Here is a 22118-nt window from a genome sequence, read left to right as displayed (position 1 = left end):
TTAGTTTAGCATCTAAATGAAGCCAAAAGCCAGCAGCTAAAAGCTAAAAGCCAAATGGAACATTGCTAATTCAACAGAACGTAAACTATTACAAAATGGCAGTAGAAGTAAAAGAATTACTTGAAGCAGGTGTACACTTCGGTCACCTTACACGTAAGTGGGATCCAAACATGGCGCCTTACGTATATATGGAGCGCAACGGCATCCATATTATAAACCTTTATAAAACAGCGGCTAAAATTGACGAAGCAGGTGCAGCATTAGCTAAAATTGCAAACTCAGGCCGTAAGATTTTATTCGTTGCAACAAAAAAACAAGCTAAAGATATTGTAGCTGAAAAAGCCAGCGAAATCAACATGCCCTACATCACTGAAAGATGGCCAGGTGGTATGTTAACCAACTTTGTTACCATTAGAAAAGCCGTTAAAAAAATGGCCTCTATTGATAGAATGAAGAAAGACGGCACCTTCTTAACATTATCTAAAAAAGAACGTTTACAAGTAGATCGTTTAAGAGCTAAGTTAGAAAAAAACCTAGGATCTATTAGCGACATGACACGTTTACCAGGAGCTTTATTTGTTGTAGATATTAAACGTGAGCACATCGCGATTAAAGAAGCTCAAAAATTAAACATTCCAATTTTTGCAATGGTTGACACCAATTCTGATCCACGTCAAGTTGATTATGTAATACCAGCAAATGATGACGCTTCTAAATCGATATATAAAGTGCTTTCTCATGTGGCTTCTGCAATTGCAGGTGGTTTAGCCGAACGTAAAGCTGAAAAAGAAGCCGCGGCTTCAACTAAAGAAGACACTCCTAAAGCTAAGGCTAAAGCTGCTCCAGCTAAAAAGGCTACAGCCGAAGAAGAAGAATAAACAACATTAATAAAACATAATTAAGTCGTTTAATTTTTTTCTCCACAGAAAACATATTGAACGGCTTTTTTAAATTATAATAACTATGAGTACCACAGTAAAAATAACAGCACAAGAAGTAAACAAATTAAGACAAGCAACTGGCGCAGGCATGATGGACTGCAAAAAAGCTTTAGTTGAAGCCGAAGGCGATTTTGACAAAGCCATTGAAGTGCTTCGCAAAAAAGGGCAAAAAGTAGCTGAGAAAAGAGCTGATAGAGACTCTTCTGAAGGTGCTGCCGTTTCTAAAATAAACGCAGACCACACACAAGGCGTTGCCATTGTTTTAGGATGCGAAACTGATTTTGTTGGTAAAAACGAAAACTTTTTAGCACTGGCAAACCAATTGGCCGATATTGCTTTAAATCACGACTCCAAAGAATCTTTCTTAGCAGCCGATTTTGATGGTATGACGGTTGCCGATAAATTAGTTGAGCAAACTGGTGTTATTGGTGAAAAACTAGATATTAAAGCTTTTGAAAAATTAGAAGCTGCCTATGTTGGTACTTACGTACACATCAATAAAATTGGGGCTTTGGTTGGTTTAACTACTAAAGTTGAAAACGCAGACGTATTAGCTAAAGATATTGCCATGCAAGTAGCATCTATGGGTGCCACCACATTATCTTATAAAGATTTTGACCCCGCATTTATTGCATCAGAAACTGAAGCTAGAATTGCTGTTATTGAAAAAGACAATATTGAATTAGGGCGTTTAGGTAAAACCTTAAAAAATGTACCAAAATACATCTCAATGGCACAATTAACACCCGAAGTTTTAGCTGAAGCTGAAGAAGCAGCAAAAGCAGAACTAAAGGCAGAAGGCAAACCCGAACAAATCTGGGACAGAATTTTACCTGGTAAAATGGAGCGTTTTATTTCTGATAACACCACTTTAGATCAAGAACAATGCTTACTAGATCAAAAGTTTATTAAAGACGAAAAGAAAACCGTTGCAGAATACGTTTCTTCTTTTGGCGATGTTGAAATTGCTGGATTTAAACGTGTTGCTTTAGGGTAATTCTAATTCCTGCGAAAACCAGGAACCTCGATATAAAATTGAAAACCACTATTTTCTCTATGATTGTAGTGGTTTTTTTTTCGCTCGTTTGTCACTCAGAAGGAGGAACGACTGAAGAATCTAGAACGCTCCATTCCTCACTTCAATTATAGATTCTTCGACTCCGATAATTATCGGAATGCTCTGAATGACATTTTGCGTTTCGTTTAACGATTGGAAAGTTATTTTATCATACAGAAATAGGCACACTTTATCATTCAGAGGAAGGAACGACCGAAGAATCTATAAAACAAATACTATCATTCAAAAAAAGCCATTCAGGATTAACCTTTGAAATTACCTTCTCTTTCTTTAACCTACTTTTCCCTTTTATTTGTTTCTCCCTTGCTATAGCATCTTCAATTTCTAAAAAATGTTCGTAATTCAACAAATAAAAACATTTATATTTAGCAGTAAACGTTTTTGAAAACGGTAATGGGTTTTTATGAAAATACAATCGGTCTTTCAAATTGTTAGTTACACCTGTATATAAAACCGTTTTGTTTTTGTTGGTTAGGTGGGATATAAACGTAATAATTATGGCTGCCTTTTGTTTTCATAGAATGAAAGTATTAAAATAAATTGAGATTCTTCGCTATGGCTATGAATGACATTGCTTTTCATACTTTTAAGATACAAAAAGAAACACTTTTTTATAAATCTAAATCATAAAAAAAGAGACTGCCTTTTTTAGACAACCTCTTATTATTCATTTCAATTTATTTTTTAAAATAGAGCTCAACAACATTACTGTTTATATATTTGTTTTCTTTTGAATAGGCATAAATTTTATATTTTCCAGCTTCATAAAAATCATAAGAAAAATAGGTGTAATATGAGGTTTTCGATACATTGTAAACTAGATTTTTATATTTTTTGTAAGTTCCGTTAGCAGACATTTTATCAATATACACTTTAATTTGGTCTGTATTTAATGGTGTAATATAATTATCTATATAAACCCATATTTTTCCGCCTTTGTTTTTCGGATCCATAGAAAACTTGGTATGCCTTTGAGACACACTAGGCTTTTTATTGTTATTCTGTTTTGTTGAAACGTTTGCAAAAAAGACCTTGGAATTTTTATAATAATCTACATTGTTTTTTTTTGTTGGAATCTTATAGGTTATCTTTTTGGGTTTTCTGGCCTCAACCAAGGCATTAATCTGAGCCACGGTTTTAATGGGTTGCTTAGTGCCGCGGGTTGTGTTTATTGATGCCGACCTTTTGGGTAGGGTAAGCCCTTTTTCTATAAGTTTAGAGTGCGCTTTACTATCAATTGCAGAAATATAATACATACCGTTTATGCCTCCTACCAAACCAATGCCAGTGGCTTTTCCATAGGCCGTTGCTATGCCAATTACCTTGTTTTCTTCATTAAATACAGGGCCGCCACTATTACCTGGGTGTATTTCGGCATCGGTTTTCAAATACCCATAGTCTGCGTTAAAATTATAATCCAAACCGCTCATAATACCAATGCTTAAGGTACTCATGTCTTTAAACATAACACTTGCCGATCCTTTAATTTGCTGCGGAAAACCAAAAACGCACAATTGTTCGCCTTGCGACACATTATCAGAATTACCAATGGGTACGGTTGTAAATTTTTCTTTTATGGGCTTACCGTCAAAATCACTTACTATTTTAAGTAACGCCCCATCATAAGCACCTTCTCCAATAGCTATAACTTCTGCCCTATACAAGGTGTAGTCTGTTTCGTTATTACTATTAAAAACCTGAATTATTGGTGTGGTGTAGCCTACCCTGTAAGCTTTAATTAAATTTTTATTATTTACAATGGCATCAGAATATAGAGCTACTTTAGACGATTTTTTCTTGTTAGAATTATAATAATCATAATCAATATAACCCTTAACGCATTTTTCCACTACATGCCTGTTGGTAAATATATAGCCATCATCTGTAACAATAAAACCAGAGCCCCTACCTAGATAACCTTTACCAGGTTTTGCTTTTTCTAGCTCAGAATCAAAAAGCAAAACTTTTACAACACCTTTATAATATTTAGACGCTATAAGCTTTGTGTCTAATTCTTTTTGTTTACAAGATGTTAAAACTAAGGCACAAGCGCATATAACTAAAAATTTTACTTTCATATTTCAACGGAGGTTAATCAATTATAAAAAAACGAAATTATATTTGCATTTCAAAATTTAGTATTTTATTTAAAATTCATTAAATCCTAAATTTTGTTTAGTTTTGCTAAACTTTAGTTTTCGCTTACGCGGAAATCTTATCAAATAAAAACGACAAGTGAAATACAAAAGAATACTCCTCAAACTATCTGGCGAAGCCTTAATGGGCGACCGGCAATACGGTATAGATCCAGAACGATTAGCAGAATATGCCCAAGATATTAAAGCCGTTACAGAAAAAGGCATTGAAGTGGCCATTGTTATTGGCGGCGGTAATATTTTTAGAGGTGTAGCAGGTGCGGTAAATGGTATGGACAGAGTACAGGGCGACCACATGGGCATGCTCGCAACAGTAATAAATGGTTTAGCGTTACAAAACGCTTTAGAAGATGCTGGTGTAAAAACACGCTTGCAAACCGCTATAAAAATAAACGAAGTTGCAGAACCGTTTATACGTAGAAAAGCCATGAGCCATCTTAAAAAAGGGCGCGTAGTTATTTTTGGCGGCGGCACAGGAAACCCATATTTTACAACCGATTCTGCTGCAGTTTTAAGAGCTATTGAGGTTGAGGCCGACGTGATTTTAAAAGGCACAAGAGTTGATGGCATTTATAACACCGACCCTGAGAAAGACACATCGGCTATAAAGTTTGATAATATTACATTTGATGATGTTTTAAGAAAAGGACTGAAAGTTATGGACACTACCGCTTTTACATTAAGCCAAGAAAACAAACTGCCAATAATAGTTTTCGATATGAATACCAGAGGAAATTTAATGAAGGTTGTTACCGGCGAGAAAATAGGAACAGAAGTGAATATTTAATTATTAAAATATAACTTTAAGGTATTGCCTTAAAGTTTCAAATAAATTGTCATTCCCTTTAAATAGAAGATTCATCAATTCATTATCATAAAAAATATTATTTAATGAATAAAAAGGAAGTCTAAGGAAACAATATTATAAAAATAAAGCATTTTAGTTTGGCTCAATTTTTGAAATTATCGATATAAAATTTTAAAACCATGAACGAAGACGTACAATTTATACTAGACACGGCAAAAGAAGCTATGGATAATGCCATAAAGCATTTAGAAAAACAATTGGTTAACATTAGAGCAGGTAAAGCAAGTCCTGCAATGTTGGGCAGCGTTATGGTAGATTACTACGGCTCGCAAACGCCCTTAAGTCAAGTGGCCAACGTAAACACACCCGATGGCAGAACCATAACCGTGCAACCTTGGGAAAAAAGCATGCTGCAGGAAATCGAGCGTAGTATTGCTTATGCCAACCTTGGCTTTAACCCCATGAACAACGGAGAAACCATTATAATTAATGTGCCACCTTTAACCGAAGAACGTCGAAAAGATTTGGCTAAACAAGCCAAATCTGAGACCGAAGATGCCAAAATTAGTGTTAGGGCTGCGCGTAAAGATGCCATGAACGATGTTAAAAAGAATGATGGTATATCTGAAGACCTAAAAAAGAACGCTGAAATAGACATACAACAAATTACCGACACATACGTTAAAAAGATTGATGAGGTCTTTGAAAATAAGGAAAAAGAAATCATGACCGTGTAAATTAAGAAGCGACTAAATTGTCGCTTTTTTTTAACCAGAGTTTTTTATTGCTAGCATGCCAAAACATTGTACAACTTTCCTGTTTTTTATTTTTACAATGTTGCTGCACTCTCAATCTTTTTCAAATATTAACATAGAACCCAAACAAGATTCCATTAAAAAAAAAGCTTTTGTAAAACAGCTCGGTAACGGTTTTTTGCCCACCAAGTTTTTTAATTTCGATTTACGTTATTTAGTAAAATTCAATCAATACGAAGGCCTCCGTACAGGTATTGGCGGTATAACCAACGAGGCGTTTTCAAAGACATTCAGAGTTAACGGTTATACCGTTTACGGTTTTAAAGACCACCGTTTTAAATATAGTATTGGCGCCGGTTTTATGTTAGCCGAAAAAACCAACACCTGGTTAAATGCTTCATATACTAACGATTTACAGGAAACAGGAAGCACAAAGTTTTTAACAGACACACGCTTTTTCCAGTTTTTCGAACCACGTTTGTTAAATATCGATTTGTTTCATAAACACGTTACAAAAACCCTTTCCATAGAGCACCAAATAACGCCCAAACTTATATCTGAAACCCAATTTGCCGTTAGCAACATAAACCCAACCTATAACTATCAATACGTATTTAATGGCCATACACTCAGCGAGTTTCATTTAAGTACCGCAACTTTGGCATTGCAATGGAGCCCTTTTAACAGTTTTGAATATGCCGAAAATAAATTAGTTGAAACCAAAGAAGGCTACCCTAAATTTACGCTTCAGTTTACCAATAGCTTTAAAAATGTGTTTAACAGCAACATCAATTTTTCAAAACTGGATTTTAGAACCATTCATAAAATCCAGTATAAAAACGAAACGCTATCAGAAATTACTTTAGTCTCTGGAATTACTTCCCAAAACGCGCCGTTAACCCATTTGTATCACGCATACCCAAACAACATCAGAAAAGAAACCATTATGCAACGGTTTTCGGTAGCAGGCTTAAACAGCTTTGAAACCATGTTTTTTAATGAGTTTTTTTCAGATAAATTTACAACCCTTCAACTCAAACATTTTATTGCGCCATTTAAAATATCAAAGCGTTTTCAACCACAACTGGTATTAATAACCCGATATGCCATTGGCGACATAGAAAATCCAGAAAGACATCAAAACATAACATTTAATTCTTTAAATAAGGGCTTTACAGAATCTGGTTTCGAGCTTAACAAATTACTTTTTGGTTTTGGCCTAAGCTTTACTTACAGGTACGGTGCCTACCATTTGCCCGAAATTGCCGATAATATCGCACTTAAATTTACTTTCAATATTACATTATAAGCTATTTAAGGCTAGTTATATATAGGTTTTTTCTACCTTTGCGCATCTTTAAAACAGAGCATGTTTAAACTATTCACAAAAAACTTCTGGGATGTAACGGCAAGACTTATTTTGCGTAACAAAATAGCCATTCTTGTTGCCATAATTGGGGCTACTGTATTTTTTAGTTTTCAGTGGAAAAACATGCGGTTTACGCACACCGAAGCCAACTTATTACCGGACGACCACGAGGTAAACGTGGTTTATAACGATTTTTTAAAAATCTTTGGTGAAGAAGGTAACTTAATTGTTTTTGGAGTTAAAGATACTTCCCTTTTTACCGTTGAAAAGCTGAATGCTTGGAACAAACTTTCAGAATCGTTCAAACAATTTGAAGATGTTGAAACTGTTATTTCAATCAAAGATTTACAAAAGCTTATCAAGGATGATGAAAACGCAAAATTCAGGCTCGAACCTTTTATAAAAGATTCGGTTTCATCTTTAAAACAAATTGAAACGCTTCAAGATGAGCTTTTTAAAAAGTATCCATTTTATGACAATTTCCTGTTTAATAAAGAAACAAAAACGATTAGAACGGCCATTTATTTAAAAAAGGATATTGTTAACACATCGGCCAGAAAAGACTTTGTTATTAATGTTTTAAACCCCGCCATTGAAGCCTTTGAAGCTGCCCAAAATTTAGATGTTAGGGTTTCTGGAATGCCTTATATAAGAACCCTTAACGCTCAATTGATTATAGACGAAATAGGCAAATTTATAGTCGCTGCCTTATTGGTTACCTCCCTTATTTTCTTTTTCTTTTTCAGGTCGTTTCGAGCCACTTTTATTTCGCTAATCGTGGTGTGTATTGGCGTGATGTGGACCTTGGGTTTCCTAGGTTTGTTAAATTACGAGATTACCGTTTTAACGGCCTTGATTCCGCCATTAATAATTGTAATCGGTATTCCAAACTGCATCTTTTTAATAAACAAATACCAACACGAGGTTAAACTACACGGCAATAAAGTAAAATCGTTGCAACGCGTAATTACCAAAATCGGGAATGCAACCTTAATGACCAACGTAACCACGGCTTCTGGTTTTGCTACCTTTATTTTAACCGAGAGCAAACTTTTAAAGGAATTTGGTATTGTGGCATCGCTAAGTATTTTGGCCATTTTTATTTTGTGCCTGCTCATAATTCCTATTATTTACACCTTTTTGCCTTACCCCAAAGAGCGCCATTTAGAGCATTTGAACAAACGATGGATAGGTGCTTTTGTAAACTGGATGGAGCGCATGGTAAAGCAAAAACGCATAGCCATTTACGCAACATCGGTAGTGCTGTTAATAGCTAGTATTATTGGTATTTATCAAATAAAAATTTCGGGCAGTTTAATTGAAGATATGCCACAGCAATCTGAATTTGTAAACGATATTCGCTTTTTTGAAAACGAGTTTAACGGCATTATGCCATTGGAAATTATGATTGACACCAAGCGCAAAAAAGGTGTTATGAAACTCGCCACTTTAAAACGTATGAACGAACTGGAGGAATTAATTGCTGAAACGCCCGAACTCTCTAAACCCATTTCGGTGGTTGGTTTGGTTAAATACTCCAAACAGGCCTATTACAACGGCAACCCAAAGCACTATCAACTGCCAACATCGCAAGAAAATAGTTTTATTTTATCGTATGCCAAAAACTCGACATCAAATGTCGATTTGCTTAAAAATTTTGTTGATAGCACGGGGCAGTATGCGCGTATTACAACATTTATGAAAGATATTGGTACCGATAAAATGGAGCGTATCGAAGAAGACCTGCAAACCGAAATAGACAAGCTTTTCCCTAAAGAACGCTACAACGTTACCATGACTGGCAAAGCGTTGGTGTTTCAAAAAGGCACAGAATATCTGGTAAAAAACCTAGTAATTTCTTTATCGCTGGCTATATTTCTTATTTCCTTGTTTATGGCCTATATGTTTAGGTCTTTTAGAATGATTGTTGTTTCGCTCATCCCAAACCTACTGCCATTATTGGTAACCGCAGGTTTAATGGGCTATTTGGGCGTACCTATAAAACCCTCGACCATTTTGGTATTTAGTATTGCCTTTGGTATTTCGGTAGATGATACCATTCACTTTTTAGCAAAATACAGGCAAGAGTTACAGGCCAACCATTGGAAGATTAAAAAATCGGTTTACGCCGCTTTACGCGAAACGGGGGTAAGCATGTTTTACACCTCCATTGTTTTATTCTTCGGGTTCTCGGTTTTCACCATTTCCAGCTTTGGCGGTACGGTGGCATTAGGGGCTTTGGTCTCGGCGACTTTACTTTTCGCTATGCTTTCAAACCTCTTGTTATTACCGTCTTTATTACTGTCTTTAGAACGCAGTATTGCCAATAAAGAAGTATTGAAAGAACCTTCAATAAATATTATTCCAGAGGAGGACGAGGCTGAATAAAATTCCAAAAAAAAACAAATACTAAATTCCAAAAAATATTTCTCATTTTGGAGTTTGTTTTTTAATTATTTGAAGATTGAAAGCCCAAAGCCCTTAAGCCTTAAAATTACTGCCTACTGGCGACTGATTACTGTGTACTAAATATTATATTTGCACTTTAAAATTAAATACACATGCAATTACGTACCGTATCACAATTATTATCGCAGGAAATTACCCTGCCAGAAGTAGAAGTAAAAGGTTGGGTAAGAACCTTTAGAGCAAACCGTTTTATAGCCTTAAACGATGGCTCTACTTTAAATAATATACAATGTGTGGTGGACTTTGAAAATACAGACCAAGCTATTTTAAAACGTATTACAACAGGTGCTGCGCTACATATAAAAGGCGAATTGGTAGAAAGCCAAGGCAAAGGCCAAAACGTTGAAATCAATGTAAGTTCCATTGAAATTTTAGGCGATTCTGATGCCGAAACCTTTCCTATTCAACCCAAAAAACACTCCTTTGAGTTTTTAAGGGAAAACGCCCATTTACGCACCCGTACCAATACTTTTGGCGCGGTAATGCGTTTACGCTCTTCGTTATCATTTGCCATTCATAAATATTTTAACGAAAACGGGTTTTACTATATGCACGCACCAATTATTACAGGAAGCGATGCCGAAGGTGCAGGCGAAATGTTTCGCGTTACCAATTTAGATGCCAAAAATCCGCCGTTAAATGATGAAGGCGAAGTCGATTTTTCAAAAGATTTCTTCGGAAAAGAAACCAACCTTACCGTTTCGGGTCAATTGGAAGCCGAAACCTATGCCATGTCTTTAGGCAAAGTATATACCTTTGGTCCAACCTTTCGCGCAGAAAACTCGAATACCTCGCGCCATTTAGCTGAGTTTTGGATGATTGAACCCGAAGTGGCTTTTATGGATTTAGCTGGTAATATGGATTTAGCTGAAGATTTTATGAAATCGGTTATCGCTTATGTTTTAGAAAATAACCGCGAAGATTTAGAATTTTTAGACAAGCGTTTACAAGACGAAGAAAAAACAAAACCTCAGGCAGAACGTAGCGATATGTCGTTAATTGAAAAATTAAAATTTGTTACCGAAAACAATTTTAAACGTGTAAGCTATACCGAAGCTATCGATATTCTGCGCAACAGCAAACCCAATAAGAAAAAGAAATTCAAATATATTATAAACAAATGGGGTGCCGATTTACAAAGCGAACACGAGCGTTTCCTAGTTGAAAAACACTTTAAATGCCCTGTTATTTTATTTGATTATCCGGCAAATATAAAAGCCTTTTACATGCGTTTAAACGAAGACGGCAAAACCGTTCGTGCCATGGATATACTGTTCCCAGGCATTGGCGAAATAGTTGGTGGCTCGCAACGCGAAGAGCGTTTAGAGGTTCTAAAAGAAAAAATGAAGGCTTTGGATATCGACGAAGAGGAACTTTGGTGGTACCTCGATTTACGCAAATACGGCACCGCTGTACATTCTGGGTTTGGCTTAGGCTTCGAGCGTTTGGTTATGTTCGCAACAGGAATGGGCAATATTAGAGACGTTATTCCTTTCCCAAGAACCCCGCAAAACGCAGAGTTTTAGATTTACTTTCGTCTCAAATAGACCTGTCAGGTTCACTGTGCTTAACTTGTTTCAGTATCTAAACCAGACAGGTCTTCTTTTTTAAAAATAGTTTTATATTTTTACAATAATCAAATCGGAACATGCTTAAACAATATTTACAATTCAAATTATCGCAAAAACTGTCGCCGCAGCAAATTCAATTAATGAAATTGATACAGTTGCCCACACAGGCTTTCGAGCAACGTATAAAGCAAGAACTTGAAGAAAATCCAGCGCTTGAAGGTGGTAAAGAAGAATTGGACAACGATTACGATTCTGATTTAGATAATTCTACCGATGATTATGGTGATAATGAAACCATAAATGCCGAAGATATTAATGTAGATGAATATTTAAGTGATGATGAAATCCCGGATTACCGCACACAAGTAAATAATTACAGTAGCGACGATGAGGAAAAAACGATGCCCTATGCCGCAGGAACATCTTTCACACAACATTTAATCAATCAATTAAACACCTATAGGTTATCTGACGAAGAACGCGATATTGCTGAATTTTTAGTAGGAAGTGTTGATGAAAGCGGGTACATCCGTCGTTCGTTATCCGATATTACCGATGATTTGGCGTTTACACAAAACGTTTATACCGATGAAGACAAAGTAGCATCGGTTTTGCGCATTGTACATCAATTGGATCCTGCTGGTGTAGGTGCTAGGAATCTTCAGGAATGTTTAAGCATTCAGTTGCACCGAAAAGAAAAAACGCCCGATACCCAATTAGCCATCAATATTATTGATACTGCTTTCGATCAGTTTACCAAAAAGCATTATAAAAAACTACTTCAAAAATTCGATATTTCAGAAATTCAACTCAAAGATGCCATTTCAGAAATCGAGCATTTAAATCCAAAACCCGGCGGAACTTATGCCGGTAACAACCGCATTGTAGAACATATAGTGCCCGATTTTGCCATTAGAATTGTTGATGGCGAACTAGAACTTACGCTAAACGGCAGAAACGCACCAGAGCTGCACGTATCCAGAGAATACAGCAACATGCTTAAAGGCTATAAAGACAGTAAGGAAAAATCGAGTTCGCAAAAAGATGCCGTAGTTTTTATTAAACAAAAACTAGATGCGGCTAAGTGGTTTATAGAGGCCATAAAACAACGCCAACAAACCCTTTTTGTAACCATGAGTGCCATTATGCACTATCAAAAAGAGTACTTTTTAACTGGAGACGAGCGCAATTTAAAACCCATGATCCTTAAAGATATTGCCGATGAAATTTCGATGGACGTTTCAACGGTTTCAAGAGTGGCAAACAGTAAATATGTCGATACACCTTACGGTACTAAATTGATTAAAGAATTCTTTTCTGAGTCGATGAAAAACGATCAAGGCGAAGACGTTTCAACAAGAGAGATAAAGAAAATTTTAGAAACCGTTATTGAAGAAGAAGATAAACGCAAACCCCTTACAGACGAAGCTTTAGCGTCTATTCTAAAAGAAAAAGGATACCCTATTGCCAGACGCACCGTAGCAAAATATAGAGAACAATTAGATATTCCCGTTGCACGTTTACGCAAAAAAATTTAATGGGCATGATAGACCGCGTTTTAAGAAGCATCTCGTTTATTTTCCACCCGTTAATAATGCCTTTACTGGGCGTGGTGTTTTACTTTGCCAAGTCACCAAGGTTTATTCCCATAGAAATTATTAGAGCTAAATTAATCTCGCTTTTCATTTTAACCATTGCATTGCCCATCTTGCTATACTATTTGTTAAAAACTCTGGGCAAAGTAAAATCTATTTACCTAGAAAGCACCAAAGAGCGTATTTTCCCGCTTATACTTAATGTTTTGGTTATTCTACTGGTACTGCAGCGTATTGTTAAACCAAGCCAGTTTATAGAGCTGTATTACTTTTTTGTTGGAATATTAATTTCTACTCTGGCATGTTTGTTTTTAGCGTTTTTTAAATTTAAAACGAGCATTCATATGATTGCCATATCTGGGGTGTTCATGTTTTTTATTGCTTTAAGTATTCATTTTAACATAAACATTAATGGTACGTTGGCGCTAATGTCTATTATTACCGGTGCTGTGGCAACATCGAGATTGCACTTAAATGCCCATACCTACAAAGAATTGATTATAGGCTGTTTTATAGGCCTGTTTCCGCAGTTGGTTTTGGTTAACTATTGGTTATAAAGATTGGCGGTATCTTCACTTAAAAACAAAGAAACGGTTTAAAGTATATAAAATACCAGACCCACTTTAATGGCCTTAATGTTTATTGAACTGCCGTTTATTGTAGCTTTTTTGTTAAATATAGGGCTTAGTGCATAATATAAATGAAGATTCCATGTACCATAGCCAATACTTAGAGTTAAACCATATTGAACAGTTTCGAAATTATTGACATTGCTGTATTTTAAAACTCCCAAATCGCCAACATGTTTTGCGGTGTGCATTACCAAATAACCTAGTTTAAACCCTGTGTAAACCCGCCAAAAATCTGAGTTGGTTGGTGTAGATGTTCGCCACCTAAACTCTAAGGGCAGTTCAATTAAATGCATTGAGATTTTATTTTTGGAATAGCTGCTCTTATCGTTTAAAATACTGTACTCAAAAAGGCCTGAAGTCTCTTTGTTAACCAATAAATTTTGGTTGAACGAATTGGCCGAATACCCAAGCCCAATGCCTAGGGCAATATTTCTGCCTTTATTAAAGGGCATATCTTTAATGTACCCTAAATGAAAGCCTGTTGAAAATCCACTTTGCTTAATGCTTTCTGGTGTGCCCGCTAATAAATTATAGGTGATTCCAGCATAAAAGTGATCTTCTTTATAAAGCGAATCTGTAACTGTGCCTTTAGTGTTTTGCGAGTAAACACAATTAAAACCCATTATAAAAAATATTGCCAAAAAGATGTTTTTCATTTATGCGGATGTGTGTTTAAATTAACCAATTCATGAATTTGCTGTTTCTATTTCATTTAAATGAAAATGACTTCAAGTTTATCATCAATCATTTTAAAGCTCATTTGGTATAACTAGTAAAGTGCTGCTAAAATTGTACTATGATTAAAAAATAAAAGCGCTTTGAATTAACAAAACGCTTTTATAATATAAAATTAAGATTGATTTAATCCATGTTTCCTAATGCATCACCAATACCTGTTGTGTAATTGATTTTCAATGCATTTACTTTTCTAAGTTCTTGCTTAACATCGCCAACAATTCCCATATTGGCTTCTTCATCGACTTTAAGGGACACGGTTAAAAACGGAATAAGTTCTTCTCTTAAAGCTAACCTTTCAGCTTCTATAAAGCGTCCAACTTCAGAAACATCGGCAAATTTATCGTTAAGCTGAATTCTGGCAACGGTACCAAATTTTTTATAGTTTTCACTTGGCTTGCCCATATAGATATAGCTAATCGGGTATTTTTTGTCTAGCTTTTCTACCTGGTCTGCCAATGGTAACTTATTTTGTATTTTTAATGTGTCTTCTCGCATTACGGTAGCTACCATAAAAAAGAACAATAGCATAAATACTATATCTGGCAATGATGCTGTGTTAACAGGAGGCAATCCTCCATCTTTTTTCTTTTTAAATTTAGACATAATCTTTGTTCTATTTAATTCTAAATTATTCTACAACTTCAGAAAGTTTTTGAGGTATTTCTTTCTTGATTTGATCGACAACCTCTTTTAACTTGTCTTTGTTACCAGTCCATCTTACATCTTTAAGGTTGTTTTGCATTTCAATAAAGTTCATGTTATTAAAACCTTTTTGTGGGCCAACCTCAAGGGCTCTTCTGTTTCTTAACTCGTTATAAGCTGCTACCAACTCGTTTTGAACGGTAATATAAGCAGCATAAGATGTTTCTCTATCGTTGCTTAGCGATATAATAGCTTTATCTGGGTTATCTGAAGAACTTGGGCTTTTAGCACCTTGGCAATAGTCGCAAGTGCCATCTCCACCGTTGTCTAAAAACTCAACGGCTGCTTTTCGCAGGTCTTTAATATCCATAATCTCGTCTTCAACCAACAACCTATCGTTTTTGTTTATAACAACGGTAAAAATATTTTTCTGCTTAATAATAACATCTTCTTCAGACTCTTCCATAGGAGGGAGCTTTCGGTTAATTCCCGAATCTTTCTCAATGGTAGTGGTTACCAAGAAAAATATTAATAATAAGAAAGCTATGTCGGCCATTGAGCCTGCATTAACTTCTGGTGCTGCTCGTTTTGCCATATTATTTAATCATTTTTTTAATTCCGAAAAACAACATAGATCCGCCCGCAATAGCCAAGAGAAGATAGAATAAATATAATCCTGCCCCTAATAGTTGAGAACCGCCCGCAGATAACATGTCCCCGTCTTTTAATGGTGTTTCTACTCCAGTGGCCAACCCAAAATAGCTTATGGCCGCTAACAGTGCAAAAGCACCAAAACCTTTAAGGGTATTTATAAGTGTTTCTGAATTGCTTAATATGTTTTTTAAACTAAAAACAACAACAAACACAAGGGTTAAGAGCAAGATAACGTAGCCTATGTACATAATGGTGTTTACTGTACCACTAGACTCGCCTGCTTTAATAGCCTCATCGCCTGTTGAAATTATCATTGCGAGAAATATAATAGATACTACGCCTACTATACCTAACAATATGGTTAATATTTTTTTCATTTTTTTACGTTTTATTAATTTATATAAGTGTACTTAGACCAAGCTTTGTACAGGGATGTAATTAACCAAAACCCGTTTTACGTAACGTAATTTTAATTGTTCTGGCCCATTTACTGCTACTTACAATGATAATGAATTACTTCTTGTGCTTAACCAACATGTCCATTAACGTAATTGAAGCATCTTCCATATCGTTAACAATACTATCGATTTTTGCAATAATATAATTGTAAAAAATTTGAAGTATAATAGCAACAATTAAACCAAATACGGTTGTTAAAAGTGCTACTTTAATACCACCAGCTACTAAAGAAGGGTTCATGTCGCCTGCGGCTTCAATTTTATCGAAGGCCTGAATCATACCAATTACCGTACCCATAAAACCAAGCATCGGCGCCAGGGCGATAAATAAAGAAATCCAAGACACGTTTTTTTCTAACTGTCCCATTTGCACACCGCCGTAAGCTACAACAGCTTTTTCGGCCGCATCAACACCTTCGTTTGTTCTGTCCAATCCTTGATAGAAGATAGAAGCGATAGGGCCTTTTGTATTTCTACAAACCTCTTTTGCTGCTTCAACACCACCAGATGCTAGTGCATCTTCAACATTTTGAGTTAATTTTTTTGTGTTTGTTGTAGAAAGGTTTAAAAAGATAATTCTCTCGATGGCAATGGCTAAGCCTAAAATTAAACACAATAATACAATACCCATAAACCCTGGGCCACCTTCAACGAACCGCTTTTTTAGTTCTTGATGAAAGTTTGCCTCTTTTGCAGGTGTTGCATCTGTTTCTTGAGTCGTAGTTGCAACTGTTGTTACTGCTGTAGTTGCGTTTGCATTTGTAGTTGCATTAACAGTTCCGAATGCCATCATTCCAGATATGGCAAGGATAGAAAATAATCTTTTCATGTTCTCGATCTTAATTTTATTAGTTAAAGTGTTAAAGATATAAAAAATAAAGTAATAAAAAACAAAAAACAGCAGAGAGGAAGGGATTCGAACCCTCGATGCGCTATTAACGCATACACGCTTTCCAAGCGTGCGCCTTAAGCCACTCGGCCACCTCTCTGTTTTTTTTAAGCCCTTTTAATTACGGTGGCTCAAATAACAAAAAAAAATTAAGCTGTTAAAATTTTAATGGTTAATTTTATGATATTTCCCCTCTTAAGGGCATTTCGTAGCTTGTTTTAAAGGTTTTAGTAGAAATGTCCTTTCCTAAAAGATACATTAACTTGGGTATTGCGGCCTCGGTTGTAATGTCTTTGCCCGAGATAACGCCTATTTTTTTTAACTGATTACTGGTTTCGTAATGCCCCATAATTACACTTCCGCCAGAGCATTGTGTTACATTAATAATATGTATATTTTTTTTAATGGCTTTTTTTAGAATAATTATAAACCAAGCCTCGGTGGTGCAATTCCCTGCGCCGTAGGTTTCTAAAATAACGCCTTTTAAATTTGGTGTGTTAAAAACACTTTGTAAAACGGCTTCAGAAATGCCTGGAAACAATTTTATAAGTGCAATGTTTTTATCTAAATTTTTATGAACTATTAATTTTTTATTCAAATTAGGTTTTAACAAATATTCATTATTTACTTTTAAATGGACTCCAGATTCTGCTAAATCTGGATAATTTAAAGAGGCAAAAGCTTCAAAATGTTCGGCATTAATTTTTGTGGTTCGGTTGGCGCGATACAATTTATACTCAAAATACAAACACACTTCTTTAATTACAGGTTTTTGTCGATGTTGCAACGATGCCACTTGGATAGAGGTTATTAAATTTTCTTTGGCATCCGTTCGTAAATCGCCAATAGGCAATTGAGAGCCCGTAAACACAACGGGTTTTGCTAAATTTTCCAACATAAAACTTAAAGCTGATGCGGTATAACTCATCGTGTCGCTGCCGTGTAACACTACAAATCCGTCGTTACTGTCATAATTTTTTTCAATTATTTCAGCAATTTGCACCCAATATTTAGGGTTCATATTACTAGAATCAATGGGTTCTTTAAACGATACGGTATCAATATTACAATCTAATAGGTATAATTCGGGAATGCGTTTTAAAATATTTTTAAAATCGAAAGCTCGCAGTACTCCCGTTTTAAAATCTTTTACCATACCAATGGTGCCGCCTGTATAAATAAGTAATATGTTGGGTTTGGTTTTACTCATAATTTATATTTTAAAAACTACTTTTGAGTTTTCGGTGGTAATTTTAGCAATGTCTGCTTCACTTCTATTATATATATAAGACAATTTTTCTAACACCTTTAATATGTATGCGCTTTCGTTTCGTTTGCCTCTATAGGGTGTTGGCGCTAAATATGGCGCATCGGTTTCCAGCACTATATGTTTTAAATCGATTTGATTTAAGAATTTATCAACCTTTCCGTTTTTAAAGGTGGCAACACCTCCAATGCCCAATTTCATATTATAGGATATGGCTTGGTGTGCTTGTTCTAAATTACCGGTAAAGCAATGAAAAATACCGAATAAATCGTCGCTCTTTTCTGTTTCTAAAACTTCAAATATTTCGTTAAAAGCTTCACGACAATGAATAACAATGGGTAATTTATATTGTTTTGCAAGCTGTATTTGATGTTTAAAGGCTTGCTTCTGAATTTCTAAAGTCGATTTATCCCAATACAAATCAATACCAATTTCTCCAATGGCATAAAAATGCCGCTTTGCTAGTAAATCTTCAACATGTTTTAGCTCGTCTTTATAATTGTTTTTTACATATGTTGGATGTAAACCCGTCATTAAAAACACATTTTCGGGATATTCTTTTTCAAGCTGAAGCATTGCTGCTGTATATGTTGAATCGATGGCTGGAATAAAAAAGCGTGTAATGCCTTGTTTTATGGCGCGATTAATCATCGCATTGCGGTCATCATCAAAAGCTTCGCTGTATAAATGGGTGTGGGTATCTGTAATGATCAAATTTTGTATTTTTTTAAATGAGTTCAAAAATAATTGTTTTATAGGATTATCTTTGTTTAAAACTAAAATAGATGCAAACCCTTCAACAATTTCTGCTCGACAAAGGCTATACAAAAGTAAAATTGAAACTTACCAAAACCAATCATTTTGAAGTTAAAGCTACCATAAATGGCGTAAAAGGGCTATTTATTTTAGATACCGGAGCTTCAAGCTCTTGCGTAGGTTTTGAGGCGGTTGAAAATTTTAAACTATTGGCCGAAGACTCCCAAATTAAAGCCGCCGGTGCTGGCGCTATAGATATGGATACCCAAATGGCTAAAAAAAACAAAGTTAAAATTGGCAAGTGGAAACACGATAAAGTGGTTTTGGTTTTATTCAACCTAACGCATGTAAATACCGCACTTATAAATCATAACTCAAAACCGGTTGATGGCATTATTGGTGCCGATATTTTAAAAAAGGCAAAAGCCATAATTGATTATGAAAAAAAATATTTATATCTAAAATTATAACATGGTACAATTATAATAATTACTTTTATGTTTAATAGCAAAAAATAATCTCTCACGAATTAATTAATGAACCACAGTATTGTAATTGCGGACGACCATCCGCTTATGTTAAGAGGTTTGTCAGATTTTTTAACCTCAAAAGGATTCAACATTGTTGGCAGCGCCCAAGATGGCAATGCTGCGTATAATCTTATTGTAAAATTAAAGCCAGAAATTGCTATTTTAGATATAAGAATGCCCCATAAAACAGGGCTGGAGGTTGCCGAAGCTTGTAAAAAAAACAACCTTGATACTAAAGTTATTTTAATAACCTTTGACAAGGAAGAAGAAATTTACGATAAGGCCATAGAAGTTGGTGTTTACGGCTATATTTTAAAAGAATTTGCTATTGAAGAAATTGAAACCTGTATTGCTCATGTTGTAAACAACAGGTCTTATTTTAGTGAAGAAATCGCATCGTATCTAAACCATAATAATTTAGGGCAAAAGCCTAAAGGACTAGAGTTGTTAAGTAAATCTGAGCTTAAAATAGTTAAGCTTATTGCCGAAAACAAAACGAGCCAAGATATTGCTGAAGAGTTAAGCATTTCTGTAAGAACCGTAGAAAAACACCGAAGTAATGTTGTAGCAAAATTAAAATTAGACAACAAACCCACATCGCTCTCTAAATGGGCAGGTTTAAATAAAAACTTTTTGTAATACCCGTTAACAATTAAAATAACCGATTTGAAAAAATACGTAGAACTACGTATTTTTTATATCGTCTCCATAACTTACCTTTACAGAGCTATTAATTAGTTCTTAGGGAGAATTATTGAAAGCTCTAAATTGTAATGATTTAGAGCTTTCTTTATTTATAAAACAAGCGTCTTGTAAAAATTACGTAGAACTACGTATTTTTTATAAGCACCTTATAACATACCTTTACGGTGCTATTAATTAGTTCTTAGGGAGAATTATTAAATGGGCTCTAAATTGTTATGATTTAGAGCCTTTTTTTCTACAATAAAAATTTCTTGAAACACACTATATTCGAAGCAGTACAGCCAGTTTTCGGCATTCTCGAAAAAAGCCAATTTAAACGAAAACCTCTAGGGTTTCTTTTAGATTTAAACTAGGCGATTGCAAAAAATACGTAGAACTACGTATTTTTTATAACACCTCTATAACATACCTTTACAAAGCTATTAATTAATTCTTATAGGGAGAATTTTTATGAGGGCTCTGTTTTTTTAAAGCAGAGTCTTCTTTAGAAAAATCAACATTCCTCAAGCCTATCCTAATAATAAACAACATGGAAACAAACAACAGTCTAGAAAAATACTTTATAGCAGGGTTAATTATTTTGGTTCTTACTACTATTTCTGTAAATATACTTGTTACTTTTTTTTAAAGCATTTTCTTTACTTTTTTTCAATTTTTTTAATTGAACAAAAAAAAGCGAGTTACCCGTGGGCATCTCGCTTTTTTGATTTATAAAATTTATTTTTAAAGCTTTAGTTAGCCCCCCCCCCCCCATATAAGCTAGCGCTTAACTCCTGTCTAGCATCGTAAACGTTTATGTTTTCTCTAAAATAAACGTGACTCCCACTTATTTAAGCATATTCAAAATCTTACAAAAACTGACTTATATCATATTACACAAGTTTTAAATAGGCTAGTTTTGCTTAAAATTATTTCTTACAAAAATTGAAGCAACCTTTTAGGTGTTTTTGCATCTAATGGGTATAACCTTAAATATAAAACTATGAAGTCTTTGATTGTTTTTTTTGTAGGAATAACATTGATGTGTTGTTCCAATAGTGATGAATCTATCAATCCAACCTGCTATAAAGATGAAAACAGAAAGGTGATAGCTACATTTGAAAATGCTAAAGGGAAAATTATTGGCCCTAACAGTCAAACTTGTTCTAAACTTTTTACTTTGGAAGATGAATCTGGAAAATACACATTAACATTTAGCCCTTGTAATCTTACAGAAGAATTTAAGGAAGATGGATTAGATGTTGTTTTTAGTGGTTATTTATTTGAAACATTTGAAGTTGAGAATATTTGCGCATTCCCTTTTGAACTCACTAAAATAAAAGTTGAGTAGAAAAATAAATTATTCAAAATTAAAATAAAACACAGCGATAATTATGAAAAGACAATTATTATTCATTCTTCTATTTGGAATTAATTTTTTCTTGTTGCAAGCACAACATAAATTGAAAGGCTCTGACATTGATATGAACATTGGTCAATTAAAAGGTTTAGATAATCTGTTTAGTGAATTTGAGGTGTTTAAAATTGATTTGGTAAAACTAAATACCATTGTTTCTAATGGGAATGAAACTCAATTAGATTGGCAGATAGGTAATAAACATCAATATTCACTATCTCTTTACAATAAAGATATTAGGTCTTTAAGTTATCGAGAAAGTTTATCTGTTTCAGATACTAATATAGAATTTAAGCCTGTCGGAAAATCAAAAACCTATAGAGGGCAAACTGGTGATGGTGGTTTTGTAAGATTAACAATCACACATGATTTTATTTATGGTATTATCGAGACAAAAAATGGGTTAATGGTTATCGATCAGTTAAAATATGTGCTAAATAACAAGAACATTCCATCAAATCAACTTATAATTTATAGCTATAAGGATGTTAAGCAAACAGATGGATTTTGTGATACTGTTGATAAGGTTTTTGAAAAAACAGGAAATAAGACTGAAACAGAAATAATCCAAAGAGCAACAACTGTCTAGTCCTGAAATATGGCTACAGGTTAAAATTGATTTTACGCTGTTAATTTATATACCATATTTGGTGTTTTATAGTCTAAAGATAAATGTAATCTTATTTCGTTGTATAGATTAATTGCATTT

The 22118-nt window shown here is 34.6% G+C and carries 22 protein-coding genes and 1 tRNA gene; 13 read left to right on the top strand and 10 right to left on the bottom strand.

Translation table 11 applies throughout. The annotated features are described in order from the left end of the window. Positions 1–95 precede the first annotated feature (95 nt). Entirely contained in the window at positions 96–878 is a 783-nt protein-coding gene (gene rpsB / locus ACFSQS_RS13055) for a 30S ribosomal protein S2 (RefSeq protein ID WP_388019708.1), read from the top strand. A gap of 85 nt (positions 879–963) precedes the next feature. Beyond that, positions 964–1938 (top strand): translation elongation factor Ts, encoded by a 975-nt coding sequence (gene tsf, locus ACFSQS_RS13050; protein WP_388019705.1) that lies wholly within the window; start codon positions 964–966, stop codon positions 1936–1938. A 253-nt stretch (positions 1939–2191) separates the two neighbouring features. Here the strand turns inward: tsf and ACFSQS_RS13045 are convergent, their stop codons facing one another. Together ACFSQS_RS13045 and ACFSQS_RS13040 are read right to left on the bottom strand one after the other, a co-directional pair. Further along, the gene (locus ACFSQS_RS13045) at positions 2192–2434 is read right to left on the bottom strand and encodes a hypothetical protein (protein ID WP_388020170.1); all 243 of its coding nucleotides are present in this window, start codon (positions 2432–2434) and stop codon (positions 2192–2194) included. A gap of 262 nt (positions 2435–2696) precedes the next feature. Then, a complete protein-coding gene (locus ACFSQS_RS13040; RefSeq protein WP_388019702.1) occupies positions 2697–4097 on the bottom strand; it encodes a S1C family serine protease in 1401 nt (466 codons plus the stop codon). Positions 4098–4254: 157 nt separating this feature from the next. Here ACFSQS_RS13040 and pyrH point away from each other — a divergent pair, with 157 nt between their 5' ends. From pyrH to ACFSQS_RS13005, 7 genes are all read left to right on the top strand, one after another. Then, positions 4255–4962 carry a UMP kinase gene (gene pyrH / locus ACFSQS_RS13035; protein ID WP_388019699.1) on the top strand — a complete coding sequence of 236 codons (708 nt, stop codon included), beginning with the start codon at positions 4255–4257 and terminating at the stop codon, positions 4960–4962. Positions 4963–5162: 200 nt separating this feature from the next. Then, positions 5163–5720 carry a ribosome recycling factor gene (gene frr, locus ACFSQS_RS13030; RefSeq protein WP_388019696.1) on the top strand — a complete coding sequence of 186 codons (558 nt, stop codon included), beginning with the start codon at positions 5163–5165 and terminating at the stop codon, positions 5718–5720. 97 nt (positions 5721–5817) lie between these two features. Continuing rightward, complete coding sequence (locus ACFSQS_RS13025) at positions 5818–7047, top strand: hypothetical protein (protein ID WP_388019693.1); 1230 nt, start codon at positions 5818–5820, stop codon at positions 7045–7047. Positions 7048–7107: 60 nt separating this feature from the next. Beyond that, the gene (locus ACFSQS_RS13020; protein ID WP_388019690.1) at positions 7108–9495 is read left to right on the top strand and encodes an efflux RND transporter permease subunit; all 2388 of its coding nucleotides are present in this window, start codon (positions 7108–7110) and stop codon (positions 9493–9495) included. Positions 9496–9668: 173 nt separating this feature from the next. Continuing rightward, positions 9669–11102: an asparagine--tRNA ligase gene (gene asnS, locus ACFSQS_RS13015; protein WP_388019687.1), complete on the top strand. Its 1434-nt coding sequence runs from the start codon at positions 9669–9671 to the stop codon at positions 11100–11102. A gap of 122 nt (positions 11103–11224) precedes the next feature. Beyond that, a complete protein-coding gene (gene rpoN / locus ACFSQS_RS13010; RefSeq protein ID WP_388019684.1) occupies positions 11225–12685 on the top strand; it encodes an RNA polymerase factor sigma-54 in 1461 nt (486 codons plus the stop codon). Positions 12686–12690: 5 nt separating this feature from the next. Continuing rightward, entirely contained in the window at positions 12691–13299 is a 609-nt protein-coding gene (locus tag ACFSQS_RS13005) for a hypothetical protein (protein WP_388019681.1), read from the top strand. A gap of 38 nt (positions 13300–13337) precedes the next feature. On the opposite strand, the gene ACFSQS_RS13000 is transcribed toward ACFSQS_RS13005, so the two are convergent. The 8 genes from ACFSQS_RS13000 to ACFSQS_RS12965 form a co-directional block, all read right to left on the bottom strand. After that, on the bottom strand, positions 13338–14030 hold the full coding sequence (locus ACFSQS_RS13000; protein WP_388019678.1) for a porin family protein: 693 nt from the start codon (positions 14028–14030) through the stop codon (positions 13338–13340). Between the two features lie 205 nt (positions 14031–14235). After that, a complete protein-coding gene (locus tag ACFSQS_RS12995) occupies positions 14236–14715 on the bottom strand; it encodes an ExbD/TolR family protein (protein ID WP_388019675.1) in 480 nt (159 codons plus the stop codon). A gap of 25 nt (positions 14716–14740) precedes the next feature. Then, a complete protein-coding gene (locus tag ACFSQS_RS12990) occupies positions 14741–15349 on the bottom strand; it encodes an ExbD/TolR family protein (protein WP_388019672.1) in 609 nt (202 codons plus the stop codon). 1 nt (position 15350) lies between these two features. Further along, on the bottom strand, positions 15351–15785 hold the full coding sequence (locus ACFSQS_RS12985) for a hypothetical protein (RefSeq protein ID WP_388019669.1): 435 nt from the start codon (positions 15783–15785) through the stop codon (positions 15351–15353). A 136-nt stretch (positions 15786–15921) separates the two neighbouring features. Continuing rightward, complete coding sequence (locus tag ACFSQS_RS12980; protein ID WP_388019666.1) at positions 15922–16695, bottom strand: MotA/TolQ/ExbB proton channel family protein; 774 nt, start codon at positions 16693–16695, stop codon at positions 15922–15924. Between the two features lie 72 nt (positions 16696–16767). Beyond that, positions 16768–16855: transfer RNA gene (locus ACFSQS_RS12975), tRNA-Ser, on the bottom strand. 78 nt (positions 16856–16933) lie between these two features. Further along, positions 16934–17965, bottom strand: a complete 1032-nt coding sequence (locus ACFSQS_RS12970; RefSeq protein WP_388019663.1) for an asparaginase — start codon at positions 17963–17965, stop codon at positions 16934–16936. 3 nt (positions 17966–17968) lie between these two features. Continuing rightward, a complete protein-coding gene (locus ACFSQS_RS12965) occupies positions 17969–18736 on the bottom strand; it encodes a TatD family hydrolase (protein ID WP_388020167.1) in 768 nt (255 codons plus the stop codon). A 71-nt stretch (positions 18737–18807) separates the two neighbouring features. On the opposite strand from ACFSQS_RS12965, the gene ACFSQS_RS12960 reads away from it, so the two are divergent. From ACFSQS_RS12960 to ACFSQS_RS12945, 4 genes are all read left to right on the top strand, one after another. Continuing rightward, positions 18808–19248, top strand: a complete 441-nt coding sequence (locus ACFSQS_RS12960) for a retropepsin-like aspartic protease (protein WP_388019660.1) — start codon at positions 18808–18810, stop codon at positions 19246–19248. 66 nt (positions 19249–19314) lie between these two features. Beyond that, positions 19315–19947: a response regulator gene (locus ACFSQS_RS12955; RefSeq protein WP_388019657.1), complete on the top strand. Its 633-nt coding sequence runs from the start codon at positions 19315–19317 to the stop codon at positions 19945–19947. Between the two features lie 1048 nt (positions 19948–20995). Continuing rightward, positions 20996–21343, top strand: coding sequence for a hypothetical protein (locus tag ACFSQS_RS12950; protein ID WP_388019654.1), 348 nt, complete (start codon positions 20996–20998; stop codon positions 21341–21343). A gap of 43 nt (positions 21344–21386) precedes the next feature. After that, positions 21387–21998 carry a hypothetical protein gene (locus ACFSQS_RS12945; protein WP_388019651.1) on the top strand — a complete coding sequence of 204 codons (612 nt, stop codon included), beginning with the start codon at positions 21387–21389 and terminating at the stop codon, positions 21996–21998. Positions 21999–22118: the final 120 nt, after the last annotated feature.

The organism is Gelatiniphilus marinus, from assembly GCF_042684345.1.
GTDB lineage: Bacteria > Bacteroidota > Bacteroidia > Flavobacteriales > Flavobacteriaceae > Gelatiniphilus > Gelatiniphilus marinus.
Note: the sequence above shows the minus strand (reverse complement) of the source record. Positions and strands in the feature narration are given on the sequence as shown.

Bases quoted from the DNA above. Each gene is read 5' to 3' on its own strand.
- rpsB (WP_388019708.1), top strand. From the start codon at position 96: ATGGCAGTAGAAGTAAAAGAATTACTTGAAGCAGGTGTACACTTCGGT.
- tsf (WP_388019705.1), top strand. From the start codon at position 964: ATGAGTACCACAGTAAAAATAACAGCACAAGAAGTAAACAAATTAAGA.
- ACFSQS_RS13040 (WP_388019702.1), bottom strand. From the start codon at position 4,097: ATGAAAGTAAAATTTTTAGTTATATGCGCTTGTGCCTTAGTTTTAACA.
- frr (WP_388019696.1), top strand. From the start codon at position 5,163: ATGAACGAAGACGTACAATTTATACTAGACACGGCAAAAGAAGCTATG.
- ACFSQS_RS13025 (WP_388019693.1), top strand. From the start codon at position 5,818: ATGTTGCTGCACTCTCAATCTTTTTCAAATATTAACATAGAACCCAAA.
- ACFSQS_RS13020 (WP_388019690.1), top strand. From the start codon at position 7,108: ATGTTTAAACTATTCACAAAAAACTTCTGGGATGTAACGGCAAGACTT.
- asnS (WP_388019687.1), top strand. From the start codon at position 9,669: ATGCAATTACGTACCGTATCACAATTATTATCGCAGGAAATTACCCTG.
- rpoN (WP_388019684.1), top strand. From the start codon at position 11,225: ATGCTTAAACAATATTTACAATTCAAATTATCGCAAAAACTGTCGCCG.
- ACFSQS_RS13005 (WP_388019681.1), top strand. From the start codon at position 12,691: ATGATAGACCGCGTTTTAAGAAGCATCTCGTTTATTTTCCACCCGTTA.
- ACFSQS_RS13000 (WP_388019678.1), bottom strand. From the start codon at position 14,030: ATGAAAAACATCTTTTTGGCAATATTTTTTATAATGGGTTTTAATTGT.
- ACFSQS_RS12995 (WP_388019675.1), bottom strand. From the start codon at position 14,715: ATGTCTAAATTTAAAAAGAAAAAAGATGGAGGATTGCCTCCTGTTAAC.
- ACFSQS_RS12990 (WP_388019672.1), bottom strand. From the start codon at position 15,349: ATGGCAAAACGAGCAGCACCAGAAGTTAATGCAGGCTCAATGGCCGAC.
- ACFSQS_RS12985 (WP_388019669.1), bottom strand. From the start codon at position 15,785: ATGAAAAAAATATTAACCATATTGTTAGGTATAGTAGGCGTAGTATCT.
- ACFSQS_RS12980 (WP_388019666.1), bottom strand. From the start codon at position 16,695: ATGAAAAGATTATTTTCTATCCTTGCCATATCTGGAATGATGGCATTC.
- ACFSQS_RS12970 (WP_388019663.1), bottom strand. From the start codon at position 17,965: ATGAGTAAAACCAAACCCAACATATTACTTATTTATACAGGCGGCACC.
- ACFSQS_RS12960 (WP_388019660.1), top strand. From the start codon at position 18,808: ATGCAAACCCTTCAACAATTTCTGCTCGACAAAGGCTATACAAAAGTA.
- ACFSQS_RS12955 (WP_388019657.1), top strand. From the start codon at position 19,315: ATGAACCACAGTATTGTAATTGCGGACGACCATCCGCTTATGTTAAGA.
- ACFSQS_RS12950 (WP_388019654.1), top strand. From the start codon at position 20,996: ATGAAGTCTTTGATTGTTTTTTTTGTAGGAATAACATTGATGTGTTGT.
- ACFSQS_RS12945 (WP_388019651.1), top strand. From the start codon at position 21,387: ATGAAAAGACAATTATTATTCATTCTTCTATTTGGAATTAATTTTTTC.